General features: G+C 35.0%; 21 protein-coding genes. 9 read left to right on the forward strand and 12 right to left on the reverse strand.

Annotation, left to right across the window (positions count from 1 at the left end):
• Positions 1–66: 66 nt before the first annotated feature.
• The 4 genes from C1638_RS06165 to C1638_RS06185 all read right to left on the reverse strand — a co-directional run bounded on the left by C1638_RS06165 (position 67) and on the right by C1638_RS06185 (position 4361).
• The gene (locus tag C1638_RS06165; RefSeq protein WP_228428054.1) at positions 67–594 is read right to left on the reverse strand and encodes a hypothetical protein; all 528 of its coding nucleotides are present in this window, start codon (positions 592–594) and stop codon (positions 67–69) included.
• A gap of 121 nt (positions 595–715) precedes the next feature.
• Positions 716–1828, reverse strand: a complete 1113-nt coding sequence (locus tag C1638_RS06170) for an SMI1/KNR4 family protein (RefSeq protein WP_109619263.1) — start codon at positions 1826–1828, stop codon at positions 716–718.
• 7 nt (positions 1829–1835) lie between these two features.
• The gene (locus C1638_RS06175) at positions 1836–2465 is read right to left on the reverse strand and encodes a hypothetical protein (RefSeq protein WP_109619265.1); all 630 of its coding nucleotides are present in this window, start codon (positions 2463–2465) and stop codon (positions 1836–1838) included.
• Positions 2466–2882: 417 nt separating this feature from the next.
• Positions 2883–4361, reverse strand: coding sequence for a hypothetical protein (locus tag C1638_RS06185; protein ID WP_109619269.1), 1479 nt, complete (start codon positions 4359–4361; stop codon positions 2883–2885).
• Between the two features lie 206 nt (positions 4362–4567).
• On the opposite strand from C1638_RS06185, the gene C1638_RS06190 reads away from it, so the two are divergent.
• Complete coding sequence (locus C1638_RS06190; RefSeq protein ID WP_109619272.1) at positions 4568–5053, forward strand: hypothetical protein; 486 nt, start codon at positions 4568–4570, stop codon at positions 5051–5053.
• 169 nt (positions 5054–5222) lie between these two features.
• On the opposite strand, the gene C1638_RS06195 is transcribed toward C1638_RS06190, so the two are convergent.
• Entirely contained in the window at positions 5223–7022 is a 1800-nt protein-coding gene (locus C1638_RS06195) for a POTRA domain-containing protein (RefSeq protein WP_109619274.1), read from the reverse strand.
• 312 nt (positions 7023–7334) lie between these two features.
• Between C1638_RS06195 and C1638_RS06200 the strand changes: the two genes are divergently transcribed.
• Positions 7335–7568, forward strand: coding sequence for a hypothetical protein (locus tag C1638_RS06200; RefSeq protein WP_109619275.1), 234 nt, complete (start codon positions 7335–7337; stop codon positions 7566–7568).
• 20 nt (positions 7569–7588) lie between these two features.
• Here the strand turns inward: C1638_RS06200 and C1638_RS06205 are convergent, their stop codons facing one another.
• Positions 7589–8440, reverse strand: a complete 852-nt coding sequence (locus C1638_RS06205) for an AraC family transcriptional regulator (protein ID WP_228428057.1) — start codon at positions 8438–8440, stop codon at positions 7589–7591.
• Between the two features lie 65 nt (positions 8441–8505).
• Between C1638_RS06205 and C1638_RS06210 the strand changes: the two genes are divergently transcribed.
• Together C1638_RS06210 and C1638_RS06215 are read left to right on the forward strand one after the other, a co-directional pair.
• Positions 8506–9453: an NADP-dependent oxidoreductase gene (locus C1638_RS06210; RefSeq protein WP_109619277.1), complete on the forward strand. Its 948-nt coding sequence runs from the start codon at positions 8506–8508 to the stop codon at positions 9451–9453.
• A 53-nt stretch (positions 9454–9506) separates the two neighbouring features.
• Positions 9507–10088: an NAD(P)H-dependent oxidoreductase gene (locus C1638_RS06215; RefSeq protein WP_109619279.1), complete on the forward strand. Its 582-nt coding sequence runs from the start codon at positions 9507–9509 to the stop codon at positions 10086–10088.
• Positions 10089–10140: 52 nt separating this feature from the next.
• Here C1638_RS06215 and C1638_RS06220 read toward each other — a convergent pair whose 3' ends face one another.
• Positions 10141–10773 carry an NAD(P)H-dependent oxidoreductase gene (locus C1638_RS06220; RefSeq protein WP_109619281.1) on the reverse strand — a complete coding sequence of 211 codons (633 nt, stop codon included), beginning with the start codon at positions 10771–10773 and terminating at the stop codon, positions 10141–10143.
• A gap of 213 nt (positions 10774–10986) precedes the next feature.
• Here C1638_RS06220 and C1638_RS06225 point away from each other — a divergent pair, with 213 nt between their 5' ends.
• Entirely contained in the window at positions 10987–11346 is a 360-nt protein-coding gene (locus C1638_RS06225; protein ID WP_109619283.1) for a winged helix-turn-helix transcriptional regulator, read from the forward strand.
• A 9-nt stretch (positions 11347–11355) separates the two neighbouring features.
• Here C1638_RS06225 and C1638_RS06230 read toward each other — a convergent pair whose 3' ends face one another.
• Positions 11356–12204: an AraC family transcriptional regulator gene (locus C1638_RS06230; RefSeq protein ID WP_109619284.1), complete on the reverse strand. Its 849-nt coding sequence runs from the start codon at positions 12202–12204 to the stop codon at positions 11356–11358.
• Positions 12205–12277: 73 nt separating this feature from the next.
• Between C1638_RS06230 and C1638_RS06235 the strand changes: the two genes are divergently transcribed.
• Together C1638_RS06235 and C1638_RS06240 are read left to right on the forward strand one after the other, a co-directional pair.
• Positions 12278–13660, forward strand: a complete 1383-nt coding sequence (locus tag C1638_RS06235) for an MFS transporter (RefSeq protein WP_109619285.1) — start codon at positions 12278–12280, stop codon at positions 13658–13660.
• Between the two features lie 46 nt (positions 13661–13706).
• Positions 13707–14096, forward strand: coding sequence for a hypothetical protein (locus C1638_RS06240; protein ID WP_109619287.1), 390 nt, complete (start codon positions 13707–13709; stop codon positions 14094–14096).
• A 76-nt stretch (positions 14097–14172) separates the two neighbouring features.
• Here the strand turns inward: C1638_RS06240 and C1638_RS06245 are convergent, their stop codons facing one another.
• A complete protein-coding gene (locus C1638_RS06245; protein WP_109619288.1) occupies positions 14173–15330 on the reverse strand; it encodes an MFS transporter in 1158 nt (385 codons plus the stop codon).
• Between the two features lie 190 nt (positions 15331–15520).
• Between C1638_RS06245 and C1638_RS06250 the strand changes: the two genes are divergently transcribed.
• Entirely contained in the window at positions 15521–16369 is an 849-nt protein-coding gene (locus tag C1638_RS06250; RefSeq protein WP_228428058.1) for a helix-turn-helix domain-containing protein, read from the forward strand.
• Between the two features lie 59 nt (positions 16370–16428).
• The gene (locus tag C1638_RS06255) at positions 16429–17049 is read left to right on the forward strand and encodes a hypothetical protein (RefSeq protein WP_123838348.1); all 621 of its coding nucleotides are present in this window, start codon (positions 16429–16431) and stop codon (positions 17047–17049) included.
• A gap of 74 nt (positions 17050–17123) precedes the next feature.
• Here C1638_RS06255 and C1638_RS06260 read toward each other — a convergent pair whose 3' ends face one another.
• From C1638_RS06260 to C1638_RS06270, 3 genes are all read right to left on the reverse strand, one after another.
• A complete protein-coding gene (locus tag C1638_RS06260) occupies positions 17124–18041 on the reverse strand; it encodes a helix-turn-helix domain-containing protein (RefSeq protein WP_109619292.1) in 918 nt (305 codons plus the stop codon).
• Positions 18042–18119: 78 nt separating this feature from the next.
• On the reverse strand, positions 18120–18917 hold the full coding sequence (locus C1638_RS06265) for an SDR family oxidoreductase (RefSeq protein ID WP_109619293.1): 798 nt from the start codon (positions 18915–18917) through the stop codon (positions 18120–18122).
• Between the two features lie 215 nt (positions 18918–19132).
• Positions 19133–20629, reverse strand: a complete 1497-nt coding sequence (locus C1638_RS06270; RefSeq protein WP_109619295.1) for a catalase — start codon at positions 20627–20629, stop codon at positions 19133–19135.
• Positions 20630–20769 lie beyond the last annotated feature (140 nt).

The raw sequence follows: 20769 nt of genomic DNA on the forward strand, positions 1-20769 counted from the left end.
TGTAAAATTTTCTAGAATTAATATCTTAATTTACGTTCCGAAATATGTATTATTATTTTCAAGTATTTAGGTTTTTGCAAAAAAATTAAAGACTGATTCGGCAATAAGCTTGGGATTTGTATCTGATATCTCATTGATCCTATCCTCGTACAATTCGATTTTTATTACTTTAATATCATCTGGTATTTTGTAAACTTCATCTTTTATATAATTATAACCCAGCACATTCGTACTTTCTTTACCCGGCTTTTTTTTGATCTCAACAAAATATTTCAAGGTAATGGAATTGCCAGTTTGCTCTCCTTTTTCAAAACGAATTTTTCTCACCTGATGAATGGTATGTCCGCTAGAACTGATATTTCCCTGTAGACGAAATTTGAATATTTCAGCATTTTTAGAAAGCATGAAAATCATAGGATGAAGACGTTCCGTAGCTTCTTTACGGGTCGTATAAGTATGTGTTGCGCCTGTTTCCGGAATCTCTCTTGTAACCCTTTTGGGTTCTGAGTAAATGGCAGTAACCTGCATTTTCTGAGCATTGGTATTACAGCCAGACAGGGTTAAAAATGAAGTTAAAATAATGAAATATTTCACTGCTTTTTATCAATTAATCTTTGAATTAAAGATAATTAAAGCTGTTGTATGAAAGTATCCCTGAAAATGGTGGTTTTTCATCATTTTTAAGATGTTCCTTTACCCCATCATCATCATAAATTTATAGCATGACTGTTTCTACTGTTGCCCCTAAACTTTCTAATTCTTGGACACTTCCTTGTATCCATTTGTAAGGGCCCTTGTGATATAAAATTCGGTTTTGTTTACTCATTTGAAGAGCTTCACCTCCTGATAATTTGTATGCTACCTTTAATAGAGAAACAATTTTCATTTTATTTGGTCCAATATCTGTGATGTAAACTGCTGCTTCACGCCAATCGGATTCGTAATTTTTTTGGCTTTGCTCTTCCTCAGTTCTATCTGGTAACTCTGATACATTTTGATACACTTCCTCCCAAAATTCATTGCCTGAAATTGTCAATTCCTTTACAAAAGAATCAAGATAGTTTTTGTCAAATCTATTTTCGAAAATCTTGTTTAGTATTTCTTGAAATTCACTTATACTATCTGCAACTTGTATAGGCGTCCATTTTCCTGCACCATGAAAAGCAAAGTATACAGGAAAATTCTCCTTTGCATCATTAAAATCAATAAAAAAAGGATCTGCAAAATAGTTACTGGCGATAACTAACCAGCTATCCTTAAAGTCTCCAACCTTTTCTCCTATTAATTTTTCAGTTACAACAGAACTAAAAGCATATCCCTCTTGGAACGACAAAATATTTTCCATTACCGGATAGTTTTCCGGCAAACTTAAATTTTCAATTGAATAGGTTTCTTTCAAAAAATTCTGGAGCGATGGAAATTGATTAACTTTTTGCAGCAGCTGTTCATTTTCTCTTTCAAATACAGCTTGTTGTTCCACTGTTATTTCAGGTGTTTTATTATCTTCTTTATCAAAAGGAAATTTTTGCTGCATCCAATGCAGTAAATCACGGTCCAATATTCTGAGCTCTTTTTCCTGTAATGTTCCGTACGATGTAAGATATACTTTTGTATCCTTATCATTCTTATAAATTACAGCTACCTGCCCACCAGAGTCGTCAGCTACGGGAATATAATCCGGTAAATATGTTTCGAACTCGTAAGTGGTAAAGCGCTCGTTGATGGTTTCTTCATCTTGAAAAATATGTACTAAGCCATATACTATTTCAGAATCAAATTTCTTCTGAAATATTTTGATAAAGCTGTGCCAGTGGTTGGGTAGTTTCATAAATATGCTAGTTCATTCCGTTTTTGGCATCTTTCAGTATTTTTTCAGCTTTCAATCTTATTGCTTTGGGCAATAATTTGAAATTGGTATCTTTTTCTTCCCGATATTGATCTTCTTCCTGAAATGGGATCCATCCGGTAATTTTTGCTTTTGAAAATATTTTTTCACTCTTTGTATACACTATAACTTTCAAAGGTTTAGCATCTAATCCGTCTGATTCTTCAAAATAAGTAAGATAAAATTCAGGAAAACCATTATGGTCTGCATCGCCAATTTCACAGAAATTAATGAGATATTTAGGTTGTGCCAGGCCTCCTGCAAAGTCTTTAAAGGTGATCTGTGGAATGAGGCCGCCATGATCTTCCAAAAAAATACCGGCATGCAAATCTTTTGGACTTTCATCTAAATAAGCAGGTTTCTCAGACTTGCTTTCATTCAAAAACCAAATATAACTTCCATAATTAGGAACAAATGATTGTACAATCATCACCGGATTTCCTGGTAAGGGATTTCCAACATCTTCAATAATTTCATTGTATTTTTTATCTGAAGAAAAATATACGCCTGTTCTTATCTGTGCAAGAGATGATATACTTATAACACAAGCAACAGCAGGCAATAACTTTCTGAAAATCATAGTTGTACTATTTAAATTTCTTATTTAATTCTCTTTGTATCCTTTTCCGGAGCATATAATTTACTCTGAAACGGGTTTAATACGTTACGGTTTATTTCGTTTTTGGCAGATGATTCAGGATATATAAAGTTCAATCTATTCAATTAACATTATATAAAAATAAAATGTGACTAAAGCTAATACAATAATTCCGGAAATTAGAAACGAAAGGATATAATAAAGTGTATTTTTCTGTTTTTTTCTTACAGAATTAATAGTAAAAATAATGAGCATACAGGAAAATCCTGCGCCTAAAAATAGAATCAAGGCAGTAAGAATCAATGCTCTTTCAAGGTGTAAATCTGCAGATGAAAGCATATTCAAATTAAATATTTAGTGGATAGATTTATGTAAATGACGGCAAGCATATTTATATGATCATTCTTTGTATTCTTTCCCGGAATAGATATCAATATAATAATAAGTACTTTCCTCCGAACTAAGCTTGGTATTCACCAAACCGTCTGAACTAATTGATTTATAAGCTTTTGATCCAATACTTTTTTTAGTCTTATTATCATAAAGAGTGTATAAACCCTTTTCCTCTTTTTGAAGAGTATAGATCTCTTTTTCTGTATCCAAAACTGAGATATTATGGTATTCAGGCTTTATCTCCCAAATATTTTTATCACTGTTCCACAAGCCCATGGTTTTCAAATGTTTTTCGTCTTCAATTTGAATAAGATACCAATTATTCATCCCTCGATAAGATTTTATTTTTCCGAATTTCCAGTTTTTATTAATGAATTGATTGGGTAAAATCATTCTTCTATCAGGCCAAACCATATTCCCGATCTGGTCCAAAACCTTAAAATTATATTTATCAATAGAATCTACAACATTTCCCTTGGTATCAATATAAAGCCAATCAAATGCCCAGACATCATGATCGTAATTAAAAACGCCCAATAAAAAATAAGGTGAATTGGTTATAGAATACACCAGTGAAGTTTTTTTAATGAAGTCGATCTGTGAAGCCGTTGCCTTTGTAATTTCTTTCGGAAATACCTTTTCGTACTGTGGAAAAGGATAAACATCATTGGTTTTACTGTCTGCTAAAAGCTTAGGAACTTCCGGCTCATAACGTTCTTTATTAATTTCCGTCATCGTTATGGTTTCTTTCCCAAACTGAAGTTGAAGTGTTTCAATACCTTTCATTCCGCTGTGAATTGCTTTTTTCTGACCCAATTCATACATTGAAAAATCTGTATTTGAAACTTTGATAAAACGTTTATTCTCTAACAGCTCCGCAATATCTTTTTCTATTTTATTTAACCGGTTTTTTTTTATTTCGTAAAGATCTCCATTCCAAAAAACGTGATTTTCGTCTACTGAAACAATGTTCAGATAATAATTATCATCCAGATAAGGAATGTCTTTATCCAATAAGATTTGTTTGGTTTCTAAAACTCCAATCTCTGTTTTATGATAGGTTTGTTCTTTCTTGATATCGCCGCCCATGATATTCCAATCCCATTTCCAGGCAGGCATTTTCTTTTCGTATTCAATCTCTTTTAGGTAAAATGTAAGCCCGTTTACAACATTTAAACTGATTTCGCTGTCTGAAAAATCCAAAACTATTTTTCCATTTTCATCTATGACTGCATATCCATTTTTTTCATTTCCAACTGTAGCAAAACCTGTAGGAGTGTATACTGATGCATTTTTGAATTTTTGATTAGTGATCGGTTTCAGACTTGTTTTATCAACATAAATAAAATCATTTTGCTTTGTTAAAAAAGGAACATTATTTATGGTCTTCATCTTTGGAGAAATTAATGGAGAATCCTCTTTTTTTTGTGTACAAGCCGTGGCTGAAGTCAACATAAAAAGGAAACTAAATGCTATTGTTTTCATGCTTTGCAATATTATTCATCATATTAATCAATATTAGAGAGAATTGAAGAATAAGACAATCCCAATTATCAGCGATATTTTATGGCAGTACATTTCAGCAAAAAAATAATAATCCGGAATCTATAAACCTAACTTAAATCATAAAAACAAGACCTTTCCAATACAGCCTTTTTACCTATTTTTACTTAACAATTTTATAGTATAACATGAAAAAATTCTTATTAACGGGAATAGCTGTTTTAGGCGGATTTCTAACAGCCAATGCACAGTGTAAAACAGTATCTACACTTGTAGAAAATTTTGATACATGGAAGGATATCAACAAATGCTGGACTGCTCAGTCTGGAAAAGCAATGCTTTATGCCAAGGATAAAAAAATCACGTTTTATTCAATGACCAACCCGGGAGAAAATATGTATTTAGTAACTCCAAAAATTAAGGCAGGAAACTATACTCTTTCCCTTGATCTTTCTGATAACGGAGGAGAAACCACACTGGAGCTTTTCTCAATAAACAATCCTTCTGACACAAAATCATATGTTTCAATTGCTAAACCTTCAAAGATAACTGGGGAGAAAAAAGTGATAAATATTTCTTTAAAGAAAGACTCGCATTTGGGACTGAAAGTTTTATTGAATGGTATACATCAAGCTGTTTACTTGGATAACCTTTCTCTAAATCCAAAGAAATAGATCGTTTAAGATTAATTTTTAAGAAACATCCACTTATCAAATATTGAAAACAGTTCGATCCTAATAAGGTCATAAGACCGAAAAGAATCGAACTGTATTTTTTGCTTACTGAATTAATCTCGAATTATTACAGTCTAATACATCAGTCGGATGATAACCGATTGAACTATTAATTTCCAAAATTCACAAAGTGAGGAATATCTGTTGTAAAACTATTCATTGGTAACATATTATTTCGGTTACTGTTAAAGTCTAAAGCAGAATTATTATCGAAAGGAACACGAGGATAATAAGTGAATGAAATTTGAATCCTGTTGAAAACCAAATACGGATTATTAATTAAAACACCAATTCCTATTTTTGTATTTGTCTTTGTTGAGAACAGTTTGTCATCCGGCATCCCTAGCCAACCTGCTGCCGCCGTTAGGTACGGACTGAAATGGAAGTTCTTCCAGGTTTTATTAATAAACAATTGAAGCTGATATCTTAGCACCAACTTTTTGGTTCCGATATAGTCCGAATTGTAAACAGGAAATTCATCTGCAGAAGTAAGATTTATTCTGTCTTTATAAGAATAATTATGCTGTGGATTTCCCAATGCTAAAGTCGGAGAAAAGAAATGTCTTGCTTTGGCGAATTTCCAATCCTGAAGATTGGTAAAATAGGTTCCATCCAGACGAAAAGACTCACGATTTTGGTTGTCCTCATTAAAAAATCTTCCAAACTGAGCTTTTACATTGAAATATCCTAGTTTCGTAAAATTACCATAGGACGCAGAAATTCCCACATAAGGATTCACTTCTTTAGTTCTTGATAAAGCTCCTGCGGTAAGATTCAATGAATTACCATAAGCAATATCCTCCGGCAGATCATATTGAAAAATATTCTTCTGAACCGAGAATTTTCTGTTGATAAACCCAACAGACATCAGAAAGCTGTTGTAGGAGCTAAAGTACTTATACTGGTCAATTCCCGGGCTGTCTTTATACTGATAATTCTGAAAGCGTCCTATCACAGCAATATTACTCGAGACTTTTTCATTAGAATCAGATGAAATAGGAATCTGATAACCACCCCATAAATCCTGACTGTAGACTTTAATCTGAACTTCAGGAAAACCAGCATCAGTTTCTGTCGGAAGTAAAACATTTCGCTTAAAATATTCGAACGTAAAGCCTCCTGCCCATTTCGTTAAGGGAGAGAAAAAGTCTCTCCTTAAATTGAAATTAATTCTTTCATTTCTTACAAAGTCCCTTTCTCCCAAAATTTGAGCATTGATATAGGACCCCAAAAGATTATAGGTGGTATAACTTCCTAAAAGATAGTCCTGCTTTTCTTTGGAATCATTTCTATAAAGAAAATCAAGCGTATGGCCTAATCCCAATACATTTTCTTCAGTGACTCCTAAACCAATTTTGCTTCCGGAATAACTAATTCTGGGCTTTAAACTCCAGGAATCAAGAACTCTTACAACGACATCGATAGAGTCTTTGCTGGAAGTACTTTCATTCACGCTGATATTAACTCTATTGATAAAAGGAGTTGCTCTCAGTAAACGTTCAGATTCATAGAGTTTCTGCGCATTATATTCTTCACCCTCTTTAAAAAGTAAATAATTATCAACCGTAGAAGCTCTTGTGGGAGCATGAAGATGATCTTTAACCCAATCGTACCATTTTAATTTTTCTTTATCATCTTTAGAATCATATCCAAAAGGGTCAATGGTTTCTACCCTGATCTTTCTGATGTACTTTTTGTTATAAGTTTCCTGCAGCATTTTTTCTGTTCTGGATTTAACAGAAGTAGAATCTGCTTCCCGTCGAAAAATCAAACGATGAATGAATTTGGTCACTTTTCTCTGATCCGAAAACTCTTCTATTTTGTAATAAAGGGAGTCTTTTTTTTCCTGTGCATTTAAAAAGAAAAAACCATTTAAAAAGAAAATTAAAAATATAGCCGATTTGTTCATTAATAATCAAAATTCAGTAAAACTTGTAGCATCAATTTATAAGCCAATAGATACTACTACCTCCAGACTTTTTCATGCAAAAAGGCAAGATATTCATTATTATTTAAAATATTCCATTCTAAAAGTGTTTTTTATCCTAACCATACTATATCTTCCTTGAAAAAATTCCACAAAGCATCTGTTACGACTACAATTTACCCTTACAATCAACACATTACAATATAACACCTTAAAACACTCCCTAAAACAAGTATTTTTAAATAAGATTTCCGAACTTTGCTTAGAATTTTAAATACATAGACCCAGCAATTAATGGAAGAATTTGAATTACCCGTAACCTATAAAGGCAAAGATCTCACATTCAATGTACGACTGGCAACATTCTCTCACGGTTACAAATTCTACGTTGATGTTGATGGCTGTGAAGTAGTTTTCGAGCGCGATGATGAGGGTAACCTGCGGGCAATTGTGCCGGAAGCATCTTCCAATCCCCCTGTAGAAAAAGAGCTTATTGCCGCTATTATCAATGTATTTAGTGATCTTTAGATTTTTGAATGGGCTTATGTTCAGTCACTTACCTCTACTCTATAAGCCTTAAGGCTTTTTCCTCTGTGTCTTTTGAAAAACTTATTGATGTGACTTTCATCGGCAAATCCAAATTCATCGGCAATTTCATGTACCCTTTTATCGCTGAAACGCAATCTATGTTCTATCAAACGGATTTTGTATGAGGAAATATATTGCTGCATAGATTCATTGCATTGTTTACGAAAATAGCTCCCAAGATACGTTGATGATAATCCAAATTCATTGGCTATGGTTTCTATTTTCAGAAGCTTAGGTTGTCTTATGTTTTCCTGAATATAATCCAATATCTGCAAAATACGTAGATCTGCTCCGGAGGAAATCTTTTCTGGTTTGATCACAGCAATATTTCTTGCAGCAATTACAATCACGGCATTGACCAAGTGACGCACCAGATCTTCATTGTAAACAGACTGATGTTTTATAGCTTGTTGTAAATTCTGTATGAGCAAACCTGTCATTTTTTTATCATCATTATTAACCAGTACAGAACCTGACAGATGGGAAGCGTAATATAAAAGACATTCAATGTGATCTATACTTTTCCATTGGTATTCCCGAATATAGTTTTCTCCAAATCGAACCACCAGAAATTCAGAAATTCCGTTCAGGTCAAACCCATGATAATCATTGGGTGTGATCAGAAACAAATCTCCGGCAGAGTAAGCAATTTTATTTCCATTGACCAAATGATCTCCACTTCCGGAAATAACATATACCAATTCAAAAAAATTGAATAGCCTGTCACGCAGCGGACATACCTCTACTTTTTCATAGAATACTTCAAGGGACTGATGGATGTTTTCTCTTACCATAGATACAAAGATACCCAAACAAGCTTTAAATGTACCTGTTTTTCATGTTTTTTACAGTCTATTTTTGCGTAAACAAATTAAATATGAAAGCAATCGTACTAGAAAAGTTTGGAGGTGTTGAAAGCCTCATCTATAAGGATATAGAAGTACCTGCAATAAAGGAAAACGAAGTCCTTATTAAAGTAAAGGCCATTAGTATTAACCCTGTGGATGTCAAAGTTCGTAGTCGGCAGGCTCCGTTAGCAGAAGATCTGGTAATGAACAATCCCTTGATTTTGGGCTGGGATATTTCGGGGGAAGTAGTTAAAATAGGGAATGAAACCACTGAATTTAAAATTGGGGATCAGGTATTTGGGATGATCAATTTTGTGGGACATGGCAAAGCGTATGCAGAATATGTTGCCGCCCCCGTTGAACATCTTGCTCTGAAACCAAACAACATATCTCATGTTGAAGCTGCCGCCAGCACTCTGGCAGCATTAACGGCCTGGCAGGCTTTTGATCGTTATGGTAAGCTAAGACCAAATGATAAAGTCCTTATCCATGCTGCATCAGGAGGTGTAGGACATTTTGCTGTACAAATAGCAAAACATATTGGGGCAAATGTTATCGCAACCGGTTCTACAACAAATAAAGATTTTGTAATGGGATTAGGAGCAGATGAATTTATTGATTATAAAAATGTTCGCTTCGAAGAAGTTTTGCATGATATTGATTTTGTACTGGAAGCTATTGGAGGTGTTAATTTTCAAAAATCGGTACAGGTGCTGAAGCCATTCGGTACTATTGTCACATTGCCATCGGGGTATACAAAAGAAGATGAATTAAAGGCTCAGGACAAACAACTTCATGCCTGCTATTTTATGTCTGTTTATTCCAATGGGCAAGATATGAACCATATTGCCTCTTTATTGCAAACTGGAATATTGAAACCTCATATATCTCATGTATTTGGATTTGATGAAATGGCTAAAGCCCATCTTCAGGTTGAAACAAATCGTACAATTGGTAAAGTGGTTGTACAATTATAACGGCTTTAGACATTTCAAACTGAATTATTCGAACCAATTTTACATTCAATGACATGAAAAAAATTGTTGTCATCAACGGACATCCAAACAAAGAGAGTTTTAATACTGTAATTGCAGATTCCTATATCAGTTCAGCAATCAATTCCGGTTCAGAGGTACGGTATATTGCTATTGGCGAACTTCACTTTAATCCCAATCTACAGTTTGGTTACCAACAAAGAATGGAACTGGAACCAGATCTTGTAAAGGCACTGGAAGATATCCAATGGAGTGAGCATCAGGTATGGATCCATCCTCTATGGTGGCTTGGTATGCCCGCTGTAATGAAAGGCTTCTTTGACAGGGCTTTTCTTCCGGGTATAGCTTTTAAAAGTAATAAAAAAGGACCAAGTGAGGGATTATTAAACAGTAAATCCGGAAGAATCATTACTACTGCCGGAGATTTATCCATAACTGTATATGAAGAAGAATACAGATCTAGCGGACTTGTTCAGCTGCAAAAGGGTATTCTGGAATATTGTGGAGTATCTTCCATTACCAATCATTTTATAGGTCCTCTTTATGAGCTTAGTGAGGAGGACAGGAAAGGCTGGCTTAACAAAATAAAAGATATGGCTGTTTTAGACTCCATATAAAAGGAGGCCGTTAAGGTCTCCTTTTTCTTTTTATTCTAATGAGGAATTAAGTTTAATTGAGTTCAATAAAAATTTCTTCATGGGATCTTCTTATCTTCTTAAGTTTTGCCCACCAGTCGTTGTCCTCATCTTTATATCCAAGTGCCATCATCACCGTACTTTTTAACCCTTGTTGCGGGAGGCTAAGCAATTCATCCACTCCATTATGATCAAAGCCCTCTATAGGTGTTGCATCAATTTTCAAATCGGCTGCAGCCAATAATCCAAACCCTAATGCAATATAAGTTTGCTGTGATGCATTCACAAAATGATCTTCTTTTGTCTTTTTATCTAGCATTCCTAATAGATTCAGACGATAATCATCTGTGGCAGTAGATGGTAAATTTCTTTCCTTATTGCTGAATTCAAAGAACGCATCCACCCTTTCCGTTGTATATTCATCCCAGGCAGCAAAAACCAGTATATGTGAGGCTTGTACAATCTGTTGTTGTTGCCATGCAATGGGCTGTAGTTTTTCTCTTAGTTCTTTGTTTGTAATCACAAAAACCTTGAAAGGCTGTAAACCAGAACTTGATGGAGCCAAACGAATGGCGTTCAATATTTGATCAATTTTATCTTGTTCAATAGTTTTCCCGTTGTAACTTTTTGTAGCAGATCTCCAGTTCAGTGCTTCTTGTAGTGACATAATTTTATTATTTTATTTATTCTGTTATTGTTTAAAGACAGGCTCCTTTTTGTAGGCTTCTTCCTCTATTTTACTCTGCAAAGTTACTTTGTTTATAGTTGCAATATGTTACCTGTTACCTTTTAGTAACCAGTTACCAAGAAGTAACCAGGTAGTTTTTTGTTATATTAAATTAAATCAATTCCGTAATTTTGAAATATCATTTTTTGAAATATGAAAAAGGAAAAAATTGAAATCGATCCGGAATGTAAAAACCATATCCGCGGAGTACGAGACACCATCTATCTGCTTGATGGAAAATGGAAAACCATTATCATCAGCCATTTGTATTACACGGGAAAGCTCCGCTTTATGGATCTTAAAAGACAGGTAGACGGCATTGCTTCAAAAACACTATCCAAAGAACTGAAGATTCTGGAAATGAATAATCTGATAAAAAGAACCCAAAACAACACGATGCCTGTGTCTGTAGATTATGAACTGACAGATTTTGGAAAAAGCCTTCACAGCATTATAGATACTATGGGCGAATGGGGAATAAAGTACAGAAAACAACTATTACAAAAAGAATAAAAACTTCTGTTACTTATGATTTTTTCTATATTCTCCCGGTGTAACCCCTCTATATTTTTTGAAAATTTTTGAAAGATGGCTTTCATCACTGAACTGAAGTTCGTAGGCTATTTCACTCAATCGTATACTGCTGTATTGTAAATAAGTCTCCACCAGCTTCAAGCGATAATCTAATAAGTAATCCTGATAAGAAACTCCGGTTTGCTGCTTAAAGTATTCTCCAAAATAATTCCCAGAAATCCCAAAATGATCAGCAATAGCCTGAACTCCTGTCTTTTCTCTGTCTTTTATATGCTGCTGAATATAAGTGATGATCTTCATAATAGAGAACGCCTTTTTATTTTCCTGCAGGTCTGAAGTTTCACTCTGAATAATATTTCTGGCAATAAGGTTAAGCAAAATCGAAATGCAGTTACGGATAATCAAGTAGTCCTCCGCGTTATTCTTAAACTCTCTTGCAATCTGCAAAATAAGAGCTTCCGCAAAGCTTTCATCATTCTTATTTCGAAATACACATCCAGCCCGGGCATGGTAATTATTGCTTATATATTGCAGTTTATAAAGGTTTTCGCAACTTTCAATACGATCTGCCTCCAGACGTATTTTATCAATAAACTCAATGGGACATTCAATACTAATCAGCGCAGCATTTTCACTTTCAAAATGATAAGACTCCTGTTGAGGAATAATAAAAAGCTTTCCCTCTGTAAAATCAATACGGCGTTCATCATACACCAAACTTCCTTTTCCTTTTACGACGTATACAAATGAAAGAAAAGATTTAGTTTTCAGAATAACTTCTTCACTCTTAAGCTTCATTTCTCTCACTTTGATACTTTCAAGATGTAATCCTTTCATAAACGCACTATACTTTCCTCCAAAAGTACAATTTTAACAGAATATCAAGAGGTTATTTTTGCATTAAAAAAATATGTATACATATCCGAAACGATGGCAAGCACTCAATTTTCTGATAGCAGGTGCTTTCCTTTCCCCATTGGATTATTTTATTGTCAATATGGCTTTACCTTCCATAAAAGATGCTTTAAAAGCCAGTGATCATCAGTTGCAAATGGTCATTGCTATTTATGGGCTTACCTATGCGGCCCTTGTTGTTTGCGGAGGACGACTGGGTGATCTTTATGGGCGAAAAAGAATCTTCATACTAGGATTGTATATCTTTTTATTTTCATCTCTGGCCTGTGCCTTTTCTCCTACTGTGATCTGGTTAATTATTGCACGGCTATTTCAGGGAGTTGGAGCATCATTACTTGCCCCCCAGGTTTTAGCTTCTATAAAAGTTTTATTCAGTAATAAGGAACAGCCTAAGGCGGTAAGTCTTTTCAGCTCCGTATTTGGATTAGCCTCTGTGGTTGGTCAACTTCTTGGCGGCTTGCTTCTCAGTATGCATTGGGGAAGTTTTTCCTGGGAAATGGTGTTTCTTGTGAATGTACCTATTACGGTTATTTGTATTGTGGGAATTCATTTTACCATGGATGCTCATCATAAGGAAACCAATTCCGGAATTGACTTTACAGGCTCATTATTATTAATTCTTGCCTTACTGATGCTTATATGCCCTCTTATTTTTGGGCAGAAATATCATTGGGCGTGGTGGATATTCTGCTTTCTGTTTGCAGGTATTGCTCTATTGATAGGATTTTTAAAATACGAAACCCATTTAATGAAAAAAGCCAGACCTATACTTATAGACCCAACCCTTTTACAGTATAAACCTTTTGCATTAAGCCTTTTAATTATCTTTTTTTACAATTTTACGGCGGGCTTATTTATTTGCTATCCTTATTATCTCCAACAGTTTTTACACCAAGACTCTATGCAGACAGGAATTGCCATTGTTCCCTACGGAATTGCTTTTTTCCTGGCTCCTTTTATGGTTTCCAAAATAAAACTGATCCCTCACAAGATCATCTCCATCGGACTTGGACTGTTAATGACAGGATTCATCTTCAGTGCACTGGCTTTCTATATTCAACACAAGCCATCTTTCATCACCAATATCCCCCTATTTATGGCAGGATTAGGACACGGAACCATTATGCCTGTAATGATGCGAACAGCTATTGCCCTTATTTCTAAAGATAAAGCTGGACAGGCTTCGGGCCTTATAAGCATTGGTATACAGATAGGCAGTGTAACCGGAGGAGCCATAATAGGTACATTTTTTTTTAATATGATAAATGTAATAGGTTTTTCTGAGGCATTCTCTTTGGCTATTGCAATGATCGGAGGTTTTCAGGTTATGGGAATATGGGGAAATATCAAATTAAGAAAATACATTCATCAGCTTTGATACAAAAAGCTTTATTTAAAATTAAAAAAATTATACATTTAAATCTATGAACAACACAGAAAAAATCATCAGAGAAATTACCGAATTCCATCACAATATTGAAAAATGGTTTCAAGGGAAAGCTGAAAATCAGGAAGCTGTTTACCAACAACTTCTCTCCGGGTTTTCTCCAAATTTCACAATGATCAATGGAGATGGAAATCCTGTTACTTTATCTCTGTTTTCAGACTGGCTTCCAACCGTTTTTGGAAAATTCCCGGAACGTATGATACAGGTTGAAAATATAGAAATACACCATTCTGATCATCACGGACTGGCAACTTATATCGAAACTCAGACTACAGAGGGAATAACAAACAAAAGAAAATCATCCGCAATCTTTCTTCTCAACGAAGAGAAAGCATTGTGGTTCCATCTGATAGAAAATTGGATATAAAAATAGAAACAGTCTGTTTTCAAAATCATTGGTATTCTGAAAACAGACTGTTTTTTCTTCATGAAAAAATATGTACTTATTTACTCCTAAATACTTTCATTTGTCCCGCCATAATGGTCAATAATATTCCAAAGCAGGCAAAAAGACCGTAGGAATATCTTAGATCAAACCATTCAGCAATGTATCCAATCAATGGTGGTCCCATTAAAAATCCTAAAAATGAAATACTGGAAACAAAGGATAAAGCAATACTTGGTGCTACTTTACTTACCTTTCCTACAGTGCTATACACAGACGGTACACTTAGGGAGCTACCAAGACCTATAATCATGAAAGCGATGATGCAGATCCATAATTCTGGAAAGAAAACACTTAGAAAAAGACCACCACTCATCAGAATACCACAACATTGAAGAACAATTTTCTTTCCATACCTTTCAATCACACGGTTTCCAATAAAACGACCTAAGGTCATCATTAAGATAAAACTGGTATACCCAAGAATAACCAGCTTTTCCGGCGCCTTTACAATGGTTTGAAAATATACACCACTCCAGTCAAACATAGCCCCTTCAATAGCCATACTCAAAAATCCTATGACTCCTAACCCTACTAATGTTGGATTTACAAATTTTAAAATTGACTGTCTTTGAGGTTCTACTTTATGAATGATGTTCGTTAAATGCCCCTTACTATAAAACCAAATTGAAAACACAAGAACGAAAGTAAGTACAAAATGATAAAACGTGCTTACATTCAGGTTTATCATCAATAAGCCCACCACCGCTCCTATTAATCCTGCAAAACACCATGCTCCATGATAAGATGACAGCAATGTTCTTTTTGTGATTGATTCTATTTCTATGGCTTGTGTATTGATGGCTATATTGCACATATTTCCGGTAACTCCAAAGAAGAACAGCACTGCTGCCAAAGCCCAATAAGAAGGAGCAAGCCCAATCAACAAAAGAAAAGCCGGGTATAATAAAAAGCAACTTTTAATAATTCGACTGCTTCCGTACTTACTAATTAGTTTTCCTGCCAGAACCATTGTAGAAAGCTGCCCTATCGGCATTAAAAGCAAAAGAGTTCCCAATTCTGCCTCATTAATGGAAAGAGCATTTTTAATAATGGGAATCCGGCTCGCCCAGGAGGAAAAAACAAGCCCATGGGCAAAGAAAAGTAAAAAGCAGGCCGTCGGCATTCTCGTAGCAGAGGTTTCTCTATCGTGCATTACAACAAATTTTGATTAAAATTTCCGTTGGCGAAGTTAGTCACACTCATCCAATAAAATATATTCCATTTTTGATATTTTATATTCCATTTTAAACAAGGTATTTAAAAAGAAAAATTAACTGCTTACATTTGATCGCAGTAATTCAAGAGATAAAAGCATTAACTATTCCAAGAAATAATCCACCTGTATGATGATAGATATTAAACCAAAATTTGAAGGATTATATATTGAAGAATATAAGGCAGACAACATCCACAGCTTTTACAAAAAAGCCAGTAAGCTCAATAAATTATTGCTTTGCTTTGTATCATCCGGAGAGCTGGATCTTCAAATCAATACCTTTCCGTTTCATATACAGACCAGTTCCATCATAATGCTCTTACCAGATACGAATCTGGCAGGTATTTCCTGCAGTGATGATCTTGAATTATCCGTATTTTATATCTCCCTGGATTTCATCAGTACCTATAGTTTTCTAACGGTACTTTTAGCCAGTGACGAAATCAAGTTCAATCCTGCCATGTCGGTAGAAAATAAAACAAGAAAACTTATTTGGGCTACCGTTGCATTAATACAGGATTATCATTCCAAAACAAAGGAACAAAGCACTTTAGAATCTGTACAATATCTACTCTATGCTCTTCTCGAGCTGGTTTCAAAGCTTTATCTGCCTATTATCAGAAATAACAGTCTTTTGCAAACCAGAAGCCAGGATATCATAGAACATTTTTTTGAACTGTTGAATAAACACGGGCATTTGGAGCGAAGTGTCTTATTTTATTCCAATCAATTGCATCTTTCCCCACAGTATTTAAGCAGTTTAATAAAAAAGGAAACAGGAAAGCCTATCAAGCAATGGATCAGCTATAGGGTGATAAAGCAGGCTGAAGAACTTCTTAAAACCACCCCACTTTCCATTAAGGAGATCAGCAATCAGTTGCAGTTTGTAGATTCTTCCCTTTTTTGCCGGTATTTCAGGCGTTGTACAGGAATTACGGCTAATACCTACAGGGAAAATTACAGGATTAAAAAATAAAATTACACCTCTGGATTACTTTTATATTTTAGTAATTTTGAGGTCTGAAAAAACTATTTATGCCTAGGAAAACTTTGTTGCTATCTACTGTTCTGATGCTGTTTACTCATTGTAAAAAAGAAGATACTATAAAAAAATCAGTAGTGCAGGACACCATAAAACCTCAAAATACAACCGTTTCCATTCAAAAAATTCAGGATAATTCTCAGGTTGAAACAGTAAAGGCTTTTCTGAAATGGTATAAAGAAAATGAAGATAAACTCTACAGTTTCAATTCCATAAAAGGTGGAATTCTTACCGAAACTGATCCTCCAGCCAATTATTATGTAGACTTTGATGAGGTGGATAAAGAAATTAAATTTCTGGAAAGCAGTGATTTATTCTCTACAAAATTTCTATCTGCTTACAAAGAAAAATATGTGGATGGAAATGAATATTTCAAGCAAAACCCTGCTAATGACGGACCTCCGTTTGGTTTCGATTATGATTATTTCTTTATGACACAGGATGATTATCAATCTGATTTAAAGAATATTAACACTATACAATTCACGGTAAAGCCGATTAATGAAGAATCCTGCAACGTAGAATTTCATTTGAAGAACTGTGGTATGACTTATAGATATACCCTTACTAAAAGTGACAAATGGAAAATAGAATCCATTAAAAATATAAGCTAAGTGATTTTTATTCATTGCAAAATAAGATATACTATACAACAAAACACCCAGCTAATGGCTGGGTGTTTTTATATTTAATTGAATGACTGTCTGTAACTTAATGGCGTTTTATCCGTTTTCTTTTTAAATAGTTTATTAAAGGATTGTGGGTGTTCAAATCCTAATGCATAAGCTACTTCGGATACAGAGAAACTGGTTGCTGTAAGGTACTCCTTGGCTTTTTCAATCAGCTTTTCATGAATATGCTGCTGAGCATTCTGTCCGGTAAGGTTTCTCAACATATCACTCAGGTAATGAGGTGATAGATTGAGTTCCGAGGCCAGAAACTCTACCGTAGGAAGCCCATGGGTTAAAGTTTTCTGTTCATTAAAATAATCCTCAAGTATAGTTTCCATTTTGGTCAGAAAATCACTATTTACAGCTTTTCTTGTAATAAATTGTCTTTTATAAAAACGATTGCTATAATTAAGAAGAACCTCAATATAAGACACTATTACATCCTGACTTACTTCATCAATTGCTGTGTTCAGTTCATTTTTGATGCTGTCCAAAAGTCCGGTTATGATACCTTTCTCCTGATCAGACAAATGCAGAGCCTCATTCGTATCATAAGAAAAGAACCCTAAATTTTTAATATTCTTGCCTAAAGGATAATTTCTGATAAAATCCGGATGCACTACAAGCGTATACCCACAATATTCAGCATTTTCCTCCGGAGAAAGAATCTGACCAGGCGCCGTGAACATCATTCCACCTTCATTGAAGTCATAATACCCCTGTCCATAGCCCATTTTCTTCCCATTCATAGAGAATTTATAGGAAATCTTATAAAAATTCAATAAAAAACTTTTACCAAGCAAGTCATTATTAATGCTCATCCTTTCGTTATCCATAAGGCTTACCAACGGATGAAGTGGCCCAGGAAGCTGCAACAAATTATGCAGTTCTGATATGGATGAAATTTTCAGAGGAATATTTTCTTTCTTTTCCATGTTGTAAAGGTATAAACTTTTCGATTAAAAAAAACACATAACAAACGCAGAATCAACCACATGAATTTAAGGAAATTATTAAATAAACTGTTTCCCTAACTGATCCCTGAAAGCTTCATCTCCCAGTTCCAGCCTTTGTGCATACAGGAGTTTTGCATCCTCACCAGCTACATATCTAAGTTGCTTTTTGCCATCTGTGGCAGCCTCATACACTACTTCTGCAATTTGTTCCGGTGTAGAAGCAGCCTCCATCATTCCTTCCATGCTCGAATATAAAGAATTAATCATTTCTTCATAAGCAGGGCTTGTAGCAGAATCCAGAGAACGGCTTACAAAATCAGTCTTGATTCCTCCGGGAGAAACAGTCTTGATATCTATTCCGAACTTATTAAGTTCAAAAGCCATACTTTCACTCCAGCCCTCTAATGCCCATTTTGTAGCATGATAGGTTGATCCCAAAGGAAACGCAATTAAACCACCTATTGACGTTGTAGAAATAAAGGTTCCGCTTTCTTTCTCTCTGAAATAAGGAATAAACGCCTGCGTAACACGGATAACACCTAATAAATTCGTGTCAATCTGTTTTACGATTTGATCATCACTAAGCGCTTCCAAAGGCCCAATAAGACCATATCCTGCATTATTGAATACTACATCCACATCACCTAATTCAAGCGATTTTTTAATGGTCGATTCAATTTGTGCCGGATTGGTAACATCCAACGGAAGCAGTGTTACATTTTCCAGAGAAGCCAATTCTGTATCTGCATCCGGATTTCTCATCGTAGCAATCACATTCCAGCCTTTGTTTTGAAATAATTTGGCAGCTACTTTTCCTAATCCTGTAGAAGCACCTGTTATAAAAATTGTTTTCATTTTTTTCTTGTTTAAAATTACAGGACAAAGTTCAGGAACTAAAGAATGACAGAAGTTGCCAAAACGGATAAACATGTAGCCAAAATGGATGGATTGAAAATAAAAAACGTTGAACAAAAAAATCCTTTAGTTGATAATTCAAACTAAAGGATTTCACTCCGGAAATACATATGGCTACTTTCCGGAGCTAAAATCAATATTTAATAAACGCTTCTTTAAATAGTATCTAAAGTAACTTTCTTCATTTCATACCCCTCATAGTCAAAAACTTCTGACATAGACAATCTCAGTTCTCTACTTACTCCTTCCCCATAAACTGGATCAGCCCGATAACAATTTCTAACATGACGAATTTGTATAAACTTCTGTGCACTTCCTACTGCTTCTGCTGTATTTTTAAATAAAACCTCTTTTTGCTGATCAGACATCAATCTGAAAAGATTCCCTGGTTGAGAAAAATAATCAGCATCTTCTCGATGGTCCCAGTGTGTAGCATCACCATCGATAGGTAAAGAAGGTTCGCTAAAATCATGTTGCTCTTGCCATTGACTAAAACTATTAGGCTCATACCCTATTGTACTTCCAAAGTTCCCATCCGTTCTCATAGCACCATCACGATGATAAGACTGGTATGGACATTTGGGAGCATTAACAGGAATCTGATGGTGATTAACTCCTAGTCTGTATCGTTGTGTATCTCCATAAGAAAATAGACGTCCCTGAAGCATCTTATCTGGCGAAAAGCTTATTCCCGGAACTATAGAAGCAGGATTAAAAGCAGCTTGCTCAACTTCAGCAAAATAATTGGATGGATTTCTATTCAATACAAGTTCTCCTACCGGAATAAGCGGATAATCCCCATGAGGCCAAACTTTTGTTAAATCGAATGGATTGATGTGATAGCTATTGGCATCTTTTTCTTCCATGATCTGAATATACATTGTCCACTTAGGAAAATGACCTTCCTCAATGCTCTCATATAGATCTTTCTGATGGCTTTCCCGATCACTACCAATGATTGCTTTTGCCTCTTCGTTGCTCATATTTTGGATACCTTGCTGTGTTTTAAAATGAAATTTGACCCAGAACCTGTTATTTTTATCATCAATAAAACTGAAAGTATGACTGCCGAAACCATCCATATGCCTGTAAGATCTGGGGATACCACGATCACTCATGGTAATGGTAACCTGATGAAGAGATTCTGGCAATAAAGTCCAGAAATCCCAGTTATTATCAGCACTTCTGAGATTGGTTCTGGGATCTCTTTTCACAGCATGATTTAAGTCCGGAAACTTTAATGGATCCCGAAGAAAGAAAACGGGTGTATTATTTCCCACAAGGTCCCAATTTCCTTCTTCTGTATAGAATTTTATAGCAAAACCACGAATATCTCTTTCCGCATCAGCTGCTCCTCGTTCGCCAGCCACCGTAGAAAAACGAACAAATAAAGGCGTTTCCTTTCCAATAGAAGAAAAAAGCTTTGCTTTTGTATATCGGGTAATATCATGGGTTACCCTAAAAACCCCATAAGCACCTGATCCTTTAGCATGCATTCTCCGTTCAGGAATTACTTCGCGGTCAAAATGAGCCATTTTTTCTAAAAACCAGATGTCTTGTAATAAAGCCGGACCACGGCGGCCCGCAGTTTGGATATTCTGATTGTCCGATACAGGTGCTCCAGTTCGGTTCGTTAATTTATTTTCGTTCATATTGTATAATTTATTATTCAAAATTATTGGATTAATACGATGGCAGAATCATCCAGTTTATACAAAAAAAAGCAGTCCAAAAATTGATTAATGCAATATCTTCTCGAAAATAGTCGCAGGCATCAGAAGTCTTTTCATTC

The sequence above is a fragment of the Chryseobacterium oncorhynchi genome, from assembly GCF_002899895.1.
GTDB lineage: Bacteria > Bacteroidota > Bacteroidia > Flavobacteriales > Weeksellaceae > Chryseobacterium > Chryseobacterium oncorhynchi.